The sequence below is a fragment of the Caulobacter sp. Root487D2Y genome (genome assembly GCF_001427165.1).
Lineage (GTDB): Bacteria > Pseudomonadota > Alphaproteobacteria > Caulobacterales > Caulobacteraceae > Caulobacter.
Window position 1 is genome coordinate 50071 of sequence record NZ_LMFD01000011.1, and the last position, 15655, is coordinate 65725.

A 15655-nucleotide genomic window follows, 5' to 3' on the forward strand; every position below is an offset into this window, starting at 1 on the left:
AAGCGTGAAGCTGGTCCTGCGCGAAACCTCTCCCGAAGCCCGGTCGCTGGCGAGCGCGGCCGGCTTCCTGCTGGACCTGCTGCTGGCGGGGCTCCTGGTGTTCGCCCTGGTCGATCGCCTGGCGCCGCCGCAGGACCTGCCTTGGAAGCCGTTCTCGCTGAACCAGCCGATCGGCCTGGCCACGGCCGGCAAGCTGGCGCGGATCGGCGCGGATCCGGCCGCCTGCCGCGCCGCCCTGCGCGAAGGCGGGGTGCGGTTCGCGGAAGGCGAGACGCGGGAGACCGGCTACTGCTCGACGCGCGACACGGTGCGGGCCGCCGGCCGCCTGGCGCCCGCTGCGCCGGTCATGACCTGCCCGCTGGCGCTGGGTTACGCGCTGTGGGAGCATCAGGTCCTGGTCCCGGCGTCGCGCGAGATCATGGGCAGCCGGCTGGTCCGGGTGGAGCACTACGGAACCTACGCCTGCCGCACGATCTACGGCCGGCCCGGCGAGCGGCCCAGCGCCCATGCCCACGCCGCCGCCCTGGACGTGGCCGGCTTCCGCTTCGCCGACGGACGCCGGGGCACGGTGGCGGCCGACTTCCGGTCAGGCAGCGACGAGGGCCATTTCGTTCAGGCGGCGCGCAACGGCGCCTGCCGGGTGTTCGGGACCGTCCTGAGCCCGGACTACAACGCCGCCCACCGCGATCACCTGCATCTGGAGGGCGGCGGCTACAGGCTGTGCCGTTGATCCGGGTTAGAGGTTGACCCGCCGCTCCGCTAAGGCAAGGCTTGAGCATCAACCCTTTTCAAGCGCCTTCCCCAAATCCCCCCGCCCATGGCCTATCGCGTCCCGCGACATCAGAGCGTCGAGCATCGCACGCGCCGCCAGAACCGCCTGGCGGGGCTGACGGCGCTGTTCCTGCTGTGGGCGCTGGTGCTGGTCATGGCGTTGGTGGCCGAGCGCGGCATAGCCCGCCAGCACCTGCCCTGGAAGCCGCTCAGCATCGTCGATCCGGTCGGCATGGCCACGCGGATCAAGGCGGCGCGGGCCGGCGATGATCCGGCCACCTGTCGGGCGATCCTGCGCAAGGCGGGGCTGTCGTACGAAGAGGTTCCGGAGAAGACCGACGGCGGGTTCTGCACGGTGCGCGACGCCCTGAAGATCGACGGCGGCATGGCCGGCCTGTCGCCGATCGACGCGCCGATGGTCTGCAAGGAGGCTCTGGCCCTGTCGATCTGGGAGCGCCAGGTGGTGCAGCCGGCCGCCTACGAGGTGCTGGGCCAGGGGGTGGTCGGGCTGGAGCACTACGGCACCTATTCCTGCCGGCGGATGTACGGCAAGACGGCCGGACCGGTCAGCGAGCACGCCAGCGCCGACGCCATCGACTTGGCCGGCTTCAAGCTGGCCGACGGCCAGACGGTTTATGTCGCCCGCGACTGGAGCGATCCGGGCCCCAAGGGCCAGTTCCTGCGCCGGGTGCGCGACGGGGCCTGCCGGGTGTTCATCACCACGCTCAGCCCCGACTTCAACGCCGAGCACCACGACCACTTCCACCTGGACATGCACGGGTGGAGCAAGTGCGCGTGAGGCAGGATTGCGCGAGAACCTCAAATAGAGCCGCTCATCCCGGCATTCGCCGGGATGAGCGGAATTAAAATTTAGTTCAGAACGTCTTGGCCACTTCGGCCAATTGATCGGCGACGATGCCCCAGCCTTCGTGGAAGCCCATCCGCTCGTGGGCCTCGCGGTCCTCGACCGTCCAGTGGCGGGCGGTGGCGGTGTAGCGGGTCGTGCCGTCGCCCAGGTCCTCGAACTCGACGATCGCGACCATGAACGGCTTGCCCGACGGGACCCAGGCCGAGCTGAAGGCGTCGGTGAAGACCAGGCGCTTGTTCGGAACGACCTCGAGATAGACGCCGGTATTGGGCACCTCCTCGCCGTTGGGGCCTTGCATGACGACCAGGCTGGAGCCGCCGGGGCGGATGTCCATCTCGGCGTGCGAGACGGTCCAGGGCTTGGGGCAGAACCACTCGTGCATCCGCTCGGGCGTCGTCCAGCACTTGAACAGCTTGTCGGCGGGCACGTCGATGATGCGGGTCAGCACCAGTTCGCGGTCGGCGATGGGGGAGGGGGCGGGGGCGGTCACGGCGTTTCTCCTAAGGGGGGCGTTGTTGTGCCCGAAGGACGACCACGCGGGCGGCGATCCGACATCGCCGGCGAACTTTTGTCGATGCCTGTCCGTCAATGCCCGGCGCCGATAGCGGCAAGCCGAGGGCCGCCTAGGGTGTTCACCTGATTTACCCCTCGCCTGGACAGTTCAGGCTCTGGCTGGGTCGCCAGGGAGCTGTCTGATGAAGGTTGCGGTGGTTCTGGGTTGCGCGGTGGCGCTGGCGGCGACAGCCGTACAGGCGAGGGCCGACGATTTGACGTTCCGCATGGGCACCTATGTCTGGCTGCCCAGCGTCGAGGGGCCTCTGGGGCTGGAGTCCGACCGGCCGACGCCTGTCGTCGGCGACGGCAACATACTGGATAACCTGCAGTTTTTCGGTTTCGGGGTCGCCGAGCTCAGCGGCGACCGGTTCGGTGCGCTGGTGGATTTCGCCTATGTCGACATCGGCTTTGGCCATGACGTCGAACTGCCGCCGCAGATCCCCCTGGAGCCGGACCTCAGCACCAAGGCGATGGTCGGCACGGTGAGCGCCTACTATCGGGTGGTGGACGGCGAAAATTGGGATGTGGACCTGACAGGCGGGATCAGGGGGTTCTGGCTCGAGACCGACTTCACGCTCAGCGCGCCCAACACCACGCTGATCGACGCCGGCGGCGACACCAACTGGATCGACGGGGTGATCGGCGCGAGGGCCCGAGGCCAGTACGGCCGGTGGGGTCTGACCGGCCAGATCGACAGCGGTTGGGGAAGCGACACCTCCAGCTGGCAGGGCCAGGCTCTGGTCGAATACGACCTCTCCAACCGCTGGCGGCTGATGGGCGGCTACCGCTACCTGCACCTGGAGAACGACAAGCGCCGGGTCGACGTCGACCTCGACCTCAAGGGGCCGCTGTTCGGGTTCACCTATCGGTTCTGAGCCGACGCTTGACCTGGACGGGCCCGCGTCCCAATCTGCCCGAAATTCAAACGATCGTTTTGAAACCTTCCGGGAACCGCCGCCATGATCCCTCTCGCCGCCATGACGTCCCTCTTCGACCTCACCGGCAAGGTGGCGATCATCACCGGCAGTTCGCGCGGCATCGGCAGGGCCATCGCCGAGCGCATGGCCGAGCACGGGGCCAAGGTGGTGATCTCCTCGCGCAAGGCCGGGCCCTGCGACGAGGTCGCCGCGGCGATCAACTTCAAATGCGGGGCCGGAACGGCGCTCGCGGTCCCGGCCAACATCGCCTCCAAGGAAGATCTCCAGCACCTGGTCGACGAAACCCGGGCGGTGTTCGGCAAGGTCGACATCTGCGTGTGCAACGCCGCGTCCAACCCCTATTACGGCCCGCTGTCCGGCATCGCCGACGACCAGTTCCGCAAAATCCTCGACAACAACATCATCAGCAATCACTGGCTGATCTCGATGGTCGCCCCGGAGATGCGCGACCGGAAGGACGGGTCGATCATCATCGTCAGTTCGATCGGCGGCCTGCGCGGCAACGCGGTCATCGGCGCCTACAACATTTCCAAGGCCGCCGACTTCCAGCTGGCCCGCAACCTGGCCCACGAGTTCGGCCCCGACAACGTGCGGGTCAACTGCATCGCGCCGGGCCTGATCAAGACCGACTTCGCCAAGGCGCTGTGGGACAATCCCGAGACCCTGGAGCGCTCGACCAAGGGCGTGCCGCTGCGCCGGATCGGCGAGCCCGACGAACTGGCCGGGGCGGCCATCTACCTGGCGTCGAAGGCGGGCAGTTTCATGACCGGACAAGCTCTGGTGGTGGACGGCGGCGCCACCATCTGAGCGTCGCCATAAAACCGAGCGCGCGACGTGAACGGGGGGATTTTTTGCCCCATTTTCCGCTATTTCTCGATAGAATATCGCATTCCGTGGATCTTTAACTTTGGATACAGGTCGTTTTTGTATCTTGCCGCGGTTCACCAGGAAAACCACGGCTTGCGGCGTTACGTTCTGTTCCTCGCGGCGATCGCAACCCTGTTGGCCGGACCCGGCGGCGCGGCCCTAGCCCGGTCGCCGCAGTCGGCCAAGCTGGACGCCCTGTATCGCGAAATCAGCCGCGACGAGATCAAGCCGCCCACGCGCGAGAACGACGACATCGAGCGGGTCGGACGCCGGGCGCTGAAGCAGCATGGCGACAAGCGCCTGTATGGCCTGTGGTCGGTGCTCTACGCCTACAAGAGCAACCAGGTGCAGCCCCAGTTCGACGACTGGAGCCGCCGCGTGCGTCGCCTGGCCGTGGCCGAGGACGACGCCGAGCTGTTGAACCTGGTCGACCTGCTGACCACGGCCTATCGCCACGAGTCGGGCGGCTTCCGCACTTTCAACGAGGCCGACTGGGTCCGCTATCTCGAGCGCTCGGGTCCGAACATCCGGATGATGGCGGCCATCGAGCGAATCCGCACCCTGGGCCGTTCGGGCCAGTGGGCCGACGCCTCGCGACTGGCGGCCGAGGCGATGGGCCAGATGGAACGCAAGGGTTCGATCGCCCGGCCGCTGCTGGCCGAGGCCCATCAGGTGCACTCCTACACCCTGTCCTACATCGGCGATAAGGAGGGCTCGCTCGACCATATGAGCACGGCCGCGCGCCTGGACGAGGGCAACGCCTTCTACATGCGCAAGGTCGAGCGCATCTACGACATCGCCTACACCGCCGCCGAGGTGGGCGAGCTGGACGCCGCCGAGCACTTCGCCGGCGTGCACCACCATATGACCCAGGCGGCCGGCGACCCGGACCTGAAGACCTGGGATCGTTATCTCTGCGCCCGCATCGCCAACGAGCGGCGCGCGCCGGGGCGGATCCTGGACTGCCTGGACTCGGGCGCGTTCGAGATCGACCACCCGACCAACCGCCTGACCGGCCTGAGTCTGCGGCTGCGCGCCCAGGCCGAAGCCGAGCGCGGCGACGCGGCCAGGGCCAAGGCCGACCTCGACGTGATCCGCGCCATCCCCATCGAGACCCTGGAGCGCGATCCCCAGGCCGAGCGGCTGATCAGCGCCTATATCGCCCTGGCCGAACATCGCGGCGAGGACGCCTTCCGCCTGCTCGACCAATGGCGCCGGCAGGACCACGAGAAGACCCAGGCGGCCCTGTCGCGCAACGGGGCCCAGATGGCCTCGGCGCTGGAGACCGAGCTGAAGTCCAAGCGCGACGAAAGCCGCCGCCTGACCGCCGAGGTCGAACTCAACCGCCGTCTGGCCCACGCCTCGATCGTCATCGCCATGCTGCTGGGCGTGCTGGTGCTGGGCGGGATCGCCTGGGGCGTCTATCTGCGCCGGGCCTCGGAGCGGTTGAAGGAGGCGCGTGGTCGGGCCGAGGCGGCCAACGAGGCCAAGTCCGCCTTCCTGGCCGTGATGAGCCACGAGCTGCGCACGCCGCTGAACGGCATGCTGGGCATGGCCCAGGCCCTGCGCGGCGAGACCCTGAACGCCCGCCAGCGCGAGCAGGTGGAGCTGATGATCGACAGCGGCGACACGCTGTTGGTGCTGCTCAACGACATTCTGGACCTGTCGAAGATCGAGGCCGGCAAGCTGGAGATCGCCCCCACGGCCGGCGACCTCGTCGGGGTCTGCGCCCGCCTGGTGGGCGGCTATCAGCCTACGGCGCGCGAGAAGGGCGTCGATCTGACCTTCACCGTGGCCGGCGAGCCGCCGCCGATGTTGCTGTTCGACGCCGTACGGGTTCGCCAGTGCCTGGCCAACCTGCTGTCCAACGCCCTGAAGTTCACGGTGGTCGGCCGGGTCGACGTGACCCTGGCCTGGGCGCCCGATCCCCAGACGGGGCGCACGGTGGTGACCTTGACCGTCAGCGACACCGGCATCGGCATGGGCCAGGCCACCCTGTCCAAGCTGTTCGGGGCCTTCACCCAGGCCGATGCCTCGACCACCCGCACGTTCGGCGGCACGGGCCTGGGCCTGAACATCACCCGCCGGCTGGCCGAGCTGATGGACGGCGAGATCCTGGTCGACAGCCGGGAGGGCGGGGGCTCGACCTTCACGCTCGGCTTCCAGGTCGATGTCTCGAGCGCGGGAGCGACCGAGACGGCCGCCGCGGCGTTCGGCGTTCCGGACGAGGACGAGGCGCTCTCGCCCCTGCACGGCCGCCGGGTGCTGGTGGTCGACGACCATCCGGTCAACCGCCGGGTCATCAAGCTGTTCCTGGCTCCGTTCGACTGCGACCTGGTCGAGGTCGAGAACGGCCGCCAGGCCCTGGAGGCGTTGGAGGCCGAGCCCTTCGACCTGGTGCTGATGGACGTCAACATGCCGGTGATGGACGGGCTGGAGGCCACGCGCCGCCTGCGCCGCGATCCGCGCTGGGCCGCCTTGCCGGTCATCGCCCTGACCGCCGACGTCATGCGCACCCAGATCGACACCTGCATCGAGGCCGGCATGGACGCCCACATCGCCAAGCCGATCGACCTGCGCGACCTGCTGTCGGTGCTGGTCCAGGTGCTGGACAGGCAGGGCGCGACCCAGGCCGCCGCCGAAACCGTCAGCGCCTAGAGCCTTTCCCGACCTGATCGCGCCGGACGGCCAAGGCCGCCGCGCAGATAGAGCTCGATCAGGATCAGGTTCGGGATCCACGCCAGGAACGATGAGGCGCGATAGGCGTCCAGCGGCGCCATCCCCAGCATCGGCAGCACCACGATGTAGATCCGCAGGGTGACCGCGGCGAAGGTCATGGCGAAGGAGCGCAGCATCCAGGCCCGGTGGTCGTCGAAGCGGCGCGCCATCGCCAGGCGCCAGCCCTGGAGGTTGGCCGTGATCCAGCAGACGGCCAGGCTGGCGAAGCCGACCGTCGCGATGGGGCCGGCCGTCGTACCGAAGGCCATGACCAGGCCGCCGATCCCGCCGGCCAGGCAGCCGACCACGTAGACGCGTCCCAGCGTCCGATGCAGGGCGGGAAGGCGCCGCCGGACCCAGGGCAGGAACTGGATCGGCCCCACCAGCAGCGCCGTCGCCGCTCCGGCCACATGCACGTCCAGCCACGGCCGCGCGAACAGGTTGGCCAGGATGTCGGGCGACAGCAGCCCGACGCGCGGCAGGTAACGGTAGGAAAACAGCGCCACCGCCGCGCTCATCAGCGCATACAGGGTCCAGAGGCTCCAGGTCAGGCGTCGGGTCATGCGGATCTCCAGGGTTTAGCGGAGATTGCGAAGGTCGCCGACCGGCGCTAGGCGAGGTTGCGTGAGCGGCGCCAATTCTGCGCGAACGGGACGGCGGCGGCCATTTGCTGGGTTGGGGGCGATTTTCGGGGTGACGATGCGGGCTGACCCACGAGCGACCGTCAAGCGCGGGGCGGCGGACCTGGCGCTGCTGCTGGCGATCGGCCTGTTCATGGGCGCGGTCGGGCCGTACGGCACCGACGGCCTGCCGCCGCGCCAAGTCTATGTCTACTGGCTGCTGTGCATCGTCGGGGGCGGGCTGATCGGCGTCGCCGTCGACGAGACGATCGGGCGGCGGGCGCCGGGGTTCTGGCGCCGGCTGCTGGCCACCACCGTGCTGATGACGCCGCCGACCACCCTGCTCGTGATGGCGGCGGGTCATGTCGTGGCGGGTGGAGCGCTGAGTCTGGCGCGCTATTGGCCGCTGCTGTGGCAGGTGTTCCTGATCTCCATTCCGGTCATGGCGATCCGGGCCCTGGTCTGGCGGCGGCCGCCGCCCGTGGTCGAGACCCGGGTCGTCGTCACGCCGCCCCTGCCGGAAGCCGAGGCGGCCTTCCGCCGCCGGCTGTCGGCGCGGCGAAGGGCGGCGCGGTTGATCGCCATCGAGGCCGACGACCACTATCTGCGCGTCCACACCGACGCGGGGTCGGAGATGATCACCCTGCGCCTCGCCGTCGCCCTGGACGAGCTGTCGGGCGCGCACGGCTTTCAGACCCATCGTTCGTGGTGGGTGGCGGCCGAGGCGATCGAGGGCGCGCGCTGGCGGCGCGGCGGCGGCGAGCTGCGCCTGGCCGGCGGCCTGACCGCTCCGGTCAGCCGGAGCCACGCGGCCACCGTCAAGGCGGCCGGCTGGTTCTGAAGCAACCGCGCGATCGCGCGGATTGCTCGAGGTTTTCGTTTTCGCATCGCGTTTGCGGAAAACCGGTCGCCACTTTTCCGCGCGGTGCTCTAGGCGGGCAGCGCCGCGGGGTCGGTGATGCCGAACAGCGACCGCATCTGGTGACGCTGATCCAGCAGGTCTTCCAGGCTGTACTTGTCGAGCACCGCCATGAAGGCCGCCGTCGCCTCGTTCAGGACGCGGGGCAGGGTGCAGGCGGGGGCGATCACGCAGCCGTCGCAGTCGACCAGCTGGAACCCCTCCTCGGTCTGGCGCACCACCTGGCCGATGCTGATCTGGTCGGCGGGCCGGGCCAGGGCGACGCCGCCGCCCCGACCGCGCACGGTGCGCACGAAGCCGGCCTTGCCCAGGTCCTGCACCACCTTCATCAGATGGTTCTGCGAGATCTTGTAGAGGCCAGCGATCTCGCCGATCGACGACAGGCCGTCGTCGCGCGCCGCCAGGTGCAGCAGCACCCGCATGGCGTAGTCGGTGTAGCGCGTCAGGCGCATCGGAACTCCAGCCGCCGCCGCCTAAGGGCGATTACGTATAACAAGTATTTCTATTGCATGTTCTGAGGGCGGCTCATAGATGCACTTGATAAGCATCAATTAGGCCTCCCGCCATGGACCCCCGTCAATCCGCCGAGATCGAAGCCGTGCTGCCGGCGCTGTTGGAGCGCTTCTACGCCCGCGTGCGTCAGGACGCCGAACTGGGTCCGGTGTTCAATGATGCGATCGGCGACTGGGATCATCACCTGGGCGTCCTGACCGACTTCTGGTCGTCGGTGATGCTGGCCAGCGGCCGCTACAAGGGCAATCCGATGCAGGCCCACATGCGGCACGGCGCCCGGATCCACCCGGAGATGTTCGAGCGCTGGCTGGCGATCTGGACCGAGACCACCGACGAGATGGTCTCGCCGCCGGTCGCCGCCGACATGCAGGCCAAGGCCGCCCGCATCGCCCAGAGCCTGAACCTGGCCATCACCTTCCGCCTGCCCAAGGCCGAACCTGTCCAACCCGCGGTCTCCTGACCGCGCCCACTACCCAAACACGGAGAAACACTATGGCGGCTGCGCTTAGCGCGGACACGATCACGCGCGTCAAGGCCACGGCTCCGGCCCTGGCCGAGCATGGCGTCGCGATCACCCTGGCGATGTACGCCCGGCTGTTCCAGGACGACCACATCAAGGCCCTGTTCAACCACGCCAACCAGAGCAGCGGCGCCCAGCCCAAGGCTCTGGCCGGCGCGGTGCTGGCCTACGCCCAGAACATCGACAATCTCGGCGTCCTGCTGCCGGCGGTCGAGCGCATCGCTCAGAAGCATGTCGGCTACCACATCCTGGCCGAACACTATCCGTTCGTCGCCACGGCCCTGCTGGGCGCGATCAAGGACGTGCTGGGCGACGCCGCCACCGACGAGATCCTGGCCGCCTGGGGCGAGGCCTTCTGGTTCCTGGCCGACATCCTGATCGATCGCGAAGCCAGGATCCGCGCCGAGATCGAGGCCGTCGACGGCGGCTGGACCGGCTGGCGCGACTTCGTGGTCGCCGAGAAGATCCGCGAAAGCGCGGTGATCACCTCGTTCGTGCTGCGGCCCAAGGACGGCGGGCCGGTGATCCCGCACAAGCCGGGCCAGTACCTGACCTTCCGCTTCGACCTGCCCGACGCGCCCCAATTCTCGCTGCAGGGCGAGAAGCGCAACTATTCGATCTCGGCCGGCCCCAACGACGAGAGCTACCGCATCTCGGTCAAGCGCGAGGACCTGGGCGCGGCCTCGCGGTTCCTGCACGACCAGATCCGGATCGGCGACATCCTGCAGGCCACTCCGCCGGCCGGCGACTTCTTCCTGGCCGACCGGCCGGACCGTCCGGTGGTGCTGCTCAGCGGCGGGGTCGGCCTGACGCCGATGGTCAGCATGGTCGAGCACATCGCCAAGGCCCATCCGGAGCTTGAAGCCCACTTCGTGCACGGCGCGCTGAACAGCCGCGTCCACGCCCTGGACGGCCACGTCCGGACCCTGGCCAAGGACCACGGCGGCGTCTCGGTCACCACCTTCTACAGCGAGCCTCTGGCGGGCGACCGGGCCGGCCAGACCCACGACGTCGACGGGCTGATCACCCTGGATTGGCTGAAGGCGAACACGCCGTTCGACCAGGCCGACTTCTATCTGTGCGGCCCCAAGCCGTTCCTGCGGACCTTCGTCGACGGTTTGGCGGGGGCGGGCGTGCCGGCCGACCGGATCCACTACGAGTTCTTCGGCCCGACGGACGAGGCGCTGGCGGCGTAGGGCGTTGCGCGACGCCCCCTCCGTCACGATGCGTATTCGCATCGCGCCACCTCCCCCGCTTCGCGGGTGAGGAGGAAACGGATCAGCCTCTCCTCCCCCGTGCAACGGGGGAGGTGGCGGGCGAAGCCCGACGGAGGGGGCGTTCCGCCCCCCTAGCCCCGCGCCCTCGCCAACCGCGCCACCGCCTCGTCCAACGTCCCATCGGCCTTGGCGAAGCACAGGCGAAGGATGTGGCGCACCGGATCCTCCGCATAGAAGGCCGAGACCGGGATGCTGGCCACGCCGTGGTCGCGCACGGCCCGCAGGGCGAAGGCCCGGTCGTCCTCGTCGATCCCCGAGGCCTTCAGGTCGACATTGAGGAAATAGGTCCCGCCGCTGTCGAGCACCACGAAGCCGGCGGCGCGCAGCCCCGCCGCCAGGCGGTCGCGCGAGCGCTGCAGGCCGGCGGGCATGGCCTCGAACCAGTCGCCGGGCTCCCCAAGTCCAAAGGCCACGGCCTCCTGCAGGTTGGGCGGGGTGGTGAAGGTCAGGAACTGGTGGGCGCCGGCCAGGGCCCTGGTCAGGGCGGGGGCGGCGCAGAGGAAGCCGACCTTCCAGCCGGTCATGCCGAACATCTTGCCGGCCGAGCCGATCTTCACCGTGCGCTCGCGCATGCCGGGATAGCCGATCAGCGGCCTGTGCTCGCGGCCGTCGAACACCACGGCCTCCCAGACCTCGTCGCAGACGGCGACGGCGTCGTGCCGAACGCAGAATTCCGCGAGCAGGGCCAGGTCCGCGTCGGGGGTGACGACGCCGGCCGGATTGAGCGGGGTGTTCAGCACCACCATCCGCGTCTTGTCGCTGAACGCCGCCTCCAGCATCGCCCGGTCGAACCGCCAGTGCGGCGGCGTAAGTCTTACGAGCTTGGGCGTGCCGCCGGCCCGCTTCACCATCGGCAGGTAGGCGTCGTAGAGCGGCTGGAACAGCACCACCTCGTCGCCGGGCGAGATCAGGCTCAGGAACGCCGCCGCCAGGGCTTCGGTCGCGCCGGAGGTGACGACGATCTCGCTCTCCCAGTCCAGGTCCAGCCCCTGGGCGCGGCCATAGTGGGTCGCCACGGCCTGACGCAGGGCGGGCAGGCCGCGCATCGGCGGATACTGGTTCGTGCCGGTCAGCAGGGCCTCGCCGGCCTTGCGGCGCAGCGCCATCGGGCCCGCGTCGTCGGGAAAGCCCTGCCCCAGGTTGATCGCCCCCGTGTCGCGCGCCAGGCCGCTCATCTCCTCGAAGACGGTGGTGGGCAGGTCGGCATAGACCGGGTGGACCATGGCGGGCGTCTCCCAAAGCGCGCGTACCGGGAGAGCTTGCCTAGCATGGGTTGGAGATCATGGGCTTGCTCAAGTTCCGTCGGCGGACGCGAGCCGCAACCAACCGAGCGCTTGGGCATTTTCTCCGGCAACCTTGGCTGCGGGAAACAAACGACATGAACGGCGTGGGCTTCATTGGCGCGATCATCATCGGCATCTTCGCCGGCTGGATCGCCGAGCAGATCATGGGCCGCAATCACGGCCTGATCACCAACCTGATCGTCGGCCTGGTCGGCGCCCTGATCGGGGCGTTCCTGGCCAGCGCCCTGGGCATTCACTTCATGGGCTGGATCGGCAGCCTGATCATCTCAACGATCGGGGCGATCGTGCTGCTGTTCCTGCTGGGCCTGTTCCGGGGCCGAAACCGGGTGTGACGCCACGAAAAAGCCCGCCGTCCGGAAGGGGCGGCGGGCTTCTCGATCGTCCGGCCCGGAAGCTCCGGGAACCGACTATTCTTCCTTGACGCGACGCTTGCGGAACGACGGGTTCAGGATCTGCTTGCGCAGGCGGATGCTCTTCGGGGTCACTTCCACCAGCTCGTCTTCCTCGATGTAGGCGATGGCCTGTTCGAGGGTCATGCGGCGCGGTGGGGTCAGGCGGATCGATTCGTCCTTGCCCGAGGCGCGGACGTTGGTCAGCTGCTTGGCCTTCATCGGGTTGACGTCGAGGTCGTCCTGACGGGCGTTCTCGCCGATGATCATGCCCAGATAGCACTTCTCGTTGGCGCCGACGAACATAGTGCCGCGCTCTTCCAGGTTCCACAGCGCGTAGGCCGCGGTTTCACCGTCAGAGTTCGAGATCAGCACGCCCTTGCGCTGTTGGTCGAAGGCGCCCTTGTAGGGCTCGTAGTGGCTGAACACGCGGTTCAGCACGCCCGAACCGCGCGTGTCGGTCAGGAATTCGCCCTGGTAGCCGATCAGCGAACGCGACGGCGCGGTCAGCTGGAGGCGGGTCTTGCCCGCGCCCGACGGGCCCATGTCCTTCAGCTCGGCCTTACGGAGCGACAGCTTCTCGATCACGATGCCCGAGAACTCGTCGTCGACGTCGATCATGACGTCTTCCATCGGCTCCAGGCGCTTGCCGGTTTCCGGATCGGTCTGGAACACCACGCGCGGACGGCTGATCGACACTTCGAAGCCTTCGCGACGCATGTTCTCGATCAGGACGCCCAGCTGCAGTTCGCCGCGGCCCGACACTTCATAGGCGTCGCCCTCGCTGGTCTCGGTGACCTTGATGGCCACGTTCGATTCGGCTTCCTTCAGCAGGCGGTCGCGGATCACGCGGCTCTGGACCTTGTCGCCTTCGCGGCCGGCCAGCGGGCTGTCGTTGACCGAGACGGTCATCGAGATGGTCGGCGGATCGATCGGCTGGGCCGGCAGGGCGTCGGTCACTTCCAGGGCGCACAGGGTGTCGGCCACGGTGGCCTTGGACATGCCGGCGATGGCGACGATGTCACCGGCTTCGGCGCCCTCGTCGACCGGCGAGCGCTTCAGACCGCGGAACGCCAGCACCTTGGTGATGCGGCCGCGCTCGATTTCCTTGCCGTCGCGGTCCAGGGCGTGGATGGCCATGCCGGGAACGGCCTTGCCGCTCTCGATGCGGCCCGTCAGCAGGCGGCCCAGGAACGGATCGGATTCGATCAGCACGTTCAGGATCTGGAACGGCTCGTCTTTCTTGGCGATCTGCTTGGGTTCCGGCACGTGGCGCACGATCAGGTCGAACAGCGGGGCCAGGTTGTCGTTGGGCACGTTCATGTCCAGCGTGGCCCAGCCGGCGCGGCCTGAGGCGTAGATGTGCGGGAAGTCCAGTTGCTCGTCCGTGGCGCCGATGGCGGCGAACAGATCGAAGGCGGCGTTGTGGACCTTGTCCGGATCGGCGTGGGCGCGGTCGACCTTGTTGATGCAGAGGATCGGGCGCAGGCCCATCTTCAGCGCCTTGGTCAGCACGAACTTGGTCTGCGGCATGACGCCTTCCTCGGCGTCGACCAGCAGCACGCAGCCGTCGACCATGCCCAGGATGCGTTCGACTTCGCCGCCGAAGTCGGCGTGGCCGGGGGTGTCGATGATGTTGATGCGGGTTTCGCCCGCCTCGCCGTGCCACAGGACGCTGGTGCACTTGGCCAGAATGGTGATGCCGCGCTCGCGCTCCTGGTCGTTGGAGTCCATGGCGCGCTCGGTCGTCGCCTCGTTGGCGCGGAACACGCCCGATTGGGCCAGAAGCTGATCGACGAGAGTGGTCTTGCCATGATCGACGTGCGCGATGATGGCGATGTTTCGCATGGACATGGAGAAGGCGAACTTTCGGGGAGGAACAAATGGGTTTGACGCTGCGCGCGTCAGGCGCGCGGCTTTTACGCGACTGCGCGACGTTTATCCACCCCACCCCTGCGTGACAGATTGGCTAGGAAACCGGTGTCACTCCCAAACCCCTTAAATTCATGGGGTTTGCGAAAGTTGCGGACGGATGTCGTTTCTTCGGCAACTAATTGTGCAGCGCAGCATTGATCTCTGAATCGGCCAAGCTTGGAGATCGGCGTTCTCTGTCCCTTGTGTTACAAAGGGTTTCACGAGGTGGGTGCGAGAAAAAAGACAACGCTGTCTGTCGATTTCGCTTGATGCATTTCGCACCGCACCCTATAAACGACCTGTGAGGCGGCGCTGCCGCCTCTGCCCTTCCTGGGCGTTTCCTCCCTAATGAACTGCCCGGCTTTCGAGCCGGGCTTTTTTTTGGCCTGGGTTCTAGCCGCGCGATCCTCGCCCTTTTGAGCCCGTCATCCTCGGACTTGGTCCGAGGGCCCCGCGTTCACCCGCACTGTCGAGGCGGGTGGATCGCCGCTAGCGTCCGCCCTGTCTTAAAGCAGCTCGGCCCAGTCGGTCGCGACCAGCCGCGCCGTCACCGACTCGATGTCCGCCTTCAGCCGCGCCAGGCCCTCGGTCGGCTCGCGGGTCGTTTCGTTCATATAGAGCGCGCGGTTGATCTCGACCTGGATGGCGTGCGTGCGCCGCGTCGGGCGGCCATAGTGTTCGGTGGTGTAGCCGCCGGCATAAGGGGCGTTGCGGGCCACGCGATAGCCCAGCCCCTCCAGGGTCTTTTCCATCAATCCCGTCAGCTTGGGGCCGCAGGCCGCGCCGAAGCGGTCGCCCAGCACGATGTCGCAGGGGCCGCCGCCGCGCGCTCGATGGCCGCGCGCCGCCGCCGCCGGCATCGAGTGCCAGTCGACCAGGATCGCCAGGCCGTGGGCGTTGCGCGCCTGGGCCAGCAGGCGGTCCAGCGTGTCATGATAGGGCCGGTGGGCGGTTTCGATGCGGGCCTTGGCCTCGGCGAAGGTCAGCTTGCGGGCGTAGATCGGGCGGCCCTCGCCGGCCACCCTGGCGATCGCGCCCAGCCCGGCCGCCACGCGCGCCGTGCGGGCCTGGGCGAAGTCGGGGAGGGCGTCCTCGAACATCGCCGGATCCAGCTCCCAGGCGTCGCGGTTGAGGTCGATATAGGCGCGGGCCAGCCTGGCGCGGATCACGCAGACCCCCAGGGCGGGCGCGCCGGCGATCAGGTCGTCGACGAAGGCGTCCTCCGAGCCGCGCAGATCCTGCGCGGTCAGCCGCGCCGCGGCCATCATGTCGGGCGGATACAGCCGTCCGGAGTGGGGCGAGGCGAACACCAGCGGCGTGGGGGGCGGCTGAGCCGCCTCGGAACCGGCGATTTGAGCCCGCGCGACCTCGAAGGCCGGCGAAAAGCCGTGCTCCGCCGTCGCCGGCGTTTCCGAAGCGATCGGCTCCCATGCGGTCATGGGCTTATTGTCGCGGTCCGACGGTTCCGGGTCAAACGCCAAC

Annotated in this window: 15 protein-coding genes; 9 read left to right on the forward strand and 6 right to left on the reverse strand. The window is 68.3% G+C overall.

Going from position 1 to position 15655, the window contains the following annotated elements:
- Nucleotides 1-4: 4 nt before the first annotated feature.
- Both ASD38_RS16155 and ASD38_RS16160 read left to right on the forward strand, forming a co-directional pair.
- Nucleotides 5-730, forward strand: a complete 726-nt coding sequence (locus ASD38_RS16155) for an extensin-like domain-containing protein (RefSeq protein WP_235523862.1) — start codon at nucleotides 5-7, stop codon at nucleotides 728-730.
- A gap of 87 nt (nucleotides 731-817) precedes the next feature.
- Complete coding sequence (locus ASD38_RS16160; protein WP_056439037.1) at nucleotides 818-1570, forward strand: extensin-like domain-containing protein; 753 nt, start codon at nucleotides 818-820, stop codon at nucleotides 1568-1570.
- Nucleotides 1571-1646: 76 nt separating this feature from the next.
- Here the strand turns inward: ASD38_RS16160 and ASD38_RS16165 are convergent, their stop codons facing one another.
- Nucleotides 1647-2129, reverse strand: coding sequence for an SRPBCC family protein (locus tag ASD38_RS16165; protein WP_156390742.1), 483 nt, complete (start codon nucleotides 2127-2129; stop codon nucleotides 1647-1649).
- Between the two features lie 205 nt (nucleotides 2130-2334).
- Between ASD38_RS16165 and ASD38_RS16170 the strand changes: the two genes are divergently transcribed.
- From ASD38_RS16170 to ASD38_RS16180, 3 genes are all read left to right on the forward strand, one after another.
- Complete coding sequence (locus ASD38_RS16170) at nucleotides 2335-3069, forward strand: outer membrane protein (RefSeq protein WP_082560772.1); 735 nt, start codon at nucleotides 2335-2337, stop codon at nucleotides 3067-3069.
- A 102-nt stretch (nucleotides 3070-3171) separates the two neighbouring features.
- A complete protein-coding gene (locus tag ASD38_RS16175) occupies nucleotides 3172-3939 on the forward strand; it encodes an SDR family oxidoreductase (RefSeq protein WP_056461928.1) in 768 nt (255 codons plus the stop codon).
- 153 nt (nucleotides 3940-4092) lie between these two features.
- On the forward strand, nucleotides 4093-6657 hold the full coding sequence (locus ASD38_RS16180) for a response regulator (RefSeq protein WP_082554672.1): 2565 nt from the start codon (nucleotides 4093-4095) through the stop codon (nucleotides 6655-6657).
- On the opposite strand, the gene ASD38_RS16185 is transcribed toward ASD38_RS16180, so the two are convergent.
- Nucleotides 6654-7280, reverse strand: coding sequence for a DUF2306 domain-containing protein (locus tag ASD38_RS16185; protein ID WP_056461578.1), 627 nt, complete (start codon nucleotides 7278-7280; stop codon nucleotides 6654-6656). The genes ASD38_RS16180 and ASD38_RS16185 overlap by 4 nt on opposite strands.
- 136 nt (nucleotides 7281-7416) lie before the next feature.
- Here ASD38_RS16185 and ASD38_RS16190 point away from each other — a divergent pair, with 136 nt between their 5' ends.
- Nucleotides 7417-8178 carry a LytTR family DNA-binding domain-containing protein gene (locus ASD38_RS16190; RefSeq protein ID WP_056461931.1) on the forward strand — a complete coding sequence of 254 codons (762 nt, stop codon included), beginning with the start codon at nucleotides 7417-7419 and terminating at the stop codon, nucleotides 8176-8178.
- A gap of 89 nt (nucleotides 8179-8267) precedes the next feature.
- Here the strand turns inward: ASD38_RS16190 and ASD38_RS16195 are convergent, their stop codons facing one another.
- Nucleotides 8268-8708, reverse strand: coding sequence for an RrF2 family transcriptional regulator (locus ASD38_RS16195; RefSeq protein ID WP_056439046.1), 441 nt, complete (start codon nucleotides 8706-8708; stop codon nucleotides 8268-8270).
- A 113-nt stretch (nucleotides 8709-8821) separates the two neighbouring features.
- Between ASD38_RS16195 and ASD38_RS16200 the strand changes: the two genes are divergently transcribed.
- The gene (locus ASD38_RS16200) at nucleotides 8822-9229 is read left to right on the forward strand and encodes a group III truncated hemoglobin (protein WP_056439049.1); all 408 of its coding nucleotides are present in this window, start codon (nucleotides 8822-8824) and stop codon (nucleotides 9227-9229) included.
- A 32-nt stretch (nucleotides 9230-9261) separates the two neighbouring features.
- Nucleotides 9262-10485 (forward strand): NO-inducible flavohemoprotein, encoded by a 1224-nt coding sequence (gene hmpA / locus ASD38_RS16205; RefSeq protein ID WP_056439052.1) that lies wholly within the window; start codon nucleotides 9262-9264, stop codon nucleotides 10483-10485.
- 152 nt (nucleotides 10486-10637) lie between these two features.
- Here the strand turns inward: hmpA and ASD38_RS16210 are convergent, their stop codons facing one another.
- Nucleotides 10638-11789, reverse strand: a complete 1152-nt coding sequence (locus ASD38_RS16210; RefSeq protein WP_056461582.1) for an aminotransferase — start codon at nucleotides 11787-11789, stop codon at nucleotides 10638-10640.
- A 155-nt stretch (nucleotides 11790-11944) separates the two neighbouring features.
- Between ASD38_RS16210 and ASD38_RS16215 the strand changes: the two genes are divergently transcribed.
- Nucleotides 11945-12202: a GlsB/YeaQ/YmgE family stress response membrane protein gene (locus tag ASD38_RS16215; protein WP_056439057.1), complete on the forward strand. Its 258-nt coding sequence runs from the start codon at nucleotides 11945-11947 to the stop codon at nucleotides 12200-12202.
- Nucleotides 12203-12277: 75 nt separating this feature from the next.
- On the opposite strand, the gene typA is transcribed toward ASD38_RS16215, so the two are convergent.
- Both typA and ASD38_RS16225 read right to left on the reverse strand, forming a co-directional pair.
- Nucleotides 12278-14113: a translational GTPase TypA gene (gene typA, locus ASD38_RS16220; RefSeq protein ID WP_056439060.1), complete on the reverse strand. Its 1836-nt coding sequence runs from the start codon at nucleotides 14111-14113 to the stop codon at nucleotides 12278-12280.
- 566 nt (nucleotides 14114-14679) lie between these two features.
- The gene (locus ASD38_RS16225; protein ID WP_056461584.1) at nucleotides 14680-15612 is read right to left on the reverse strand and encodes an N-formylglutamate amidohydrolase; all 933 of its coding nucleotides are present in this window, start codon (nucleotides 15610-15612) and stop codon (nucleotides 14680-14682) included.
- Nucleotides 15613-15655 lie beyond the last annotated feature (43 nt).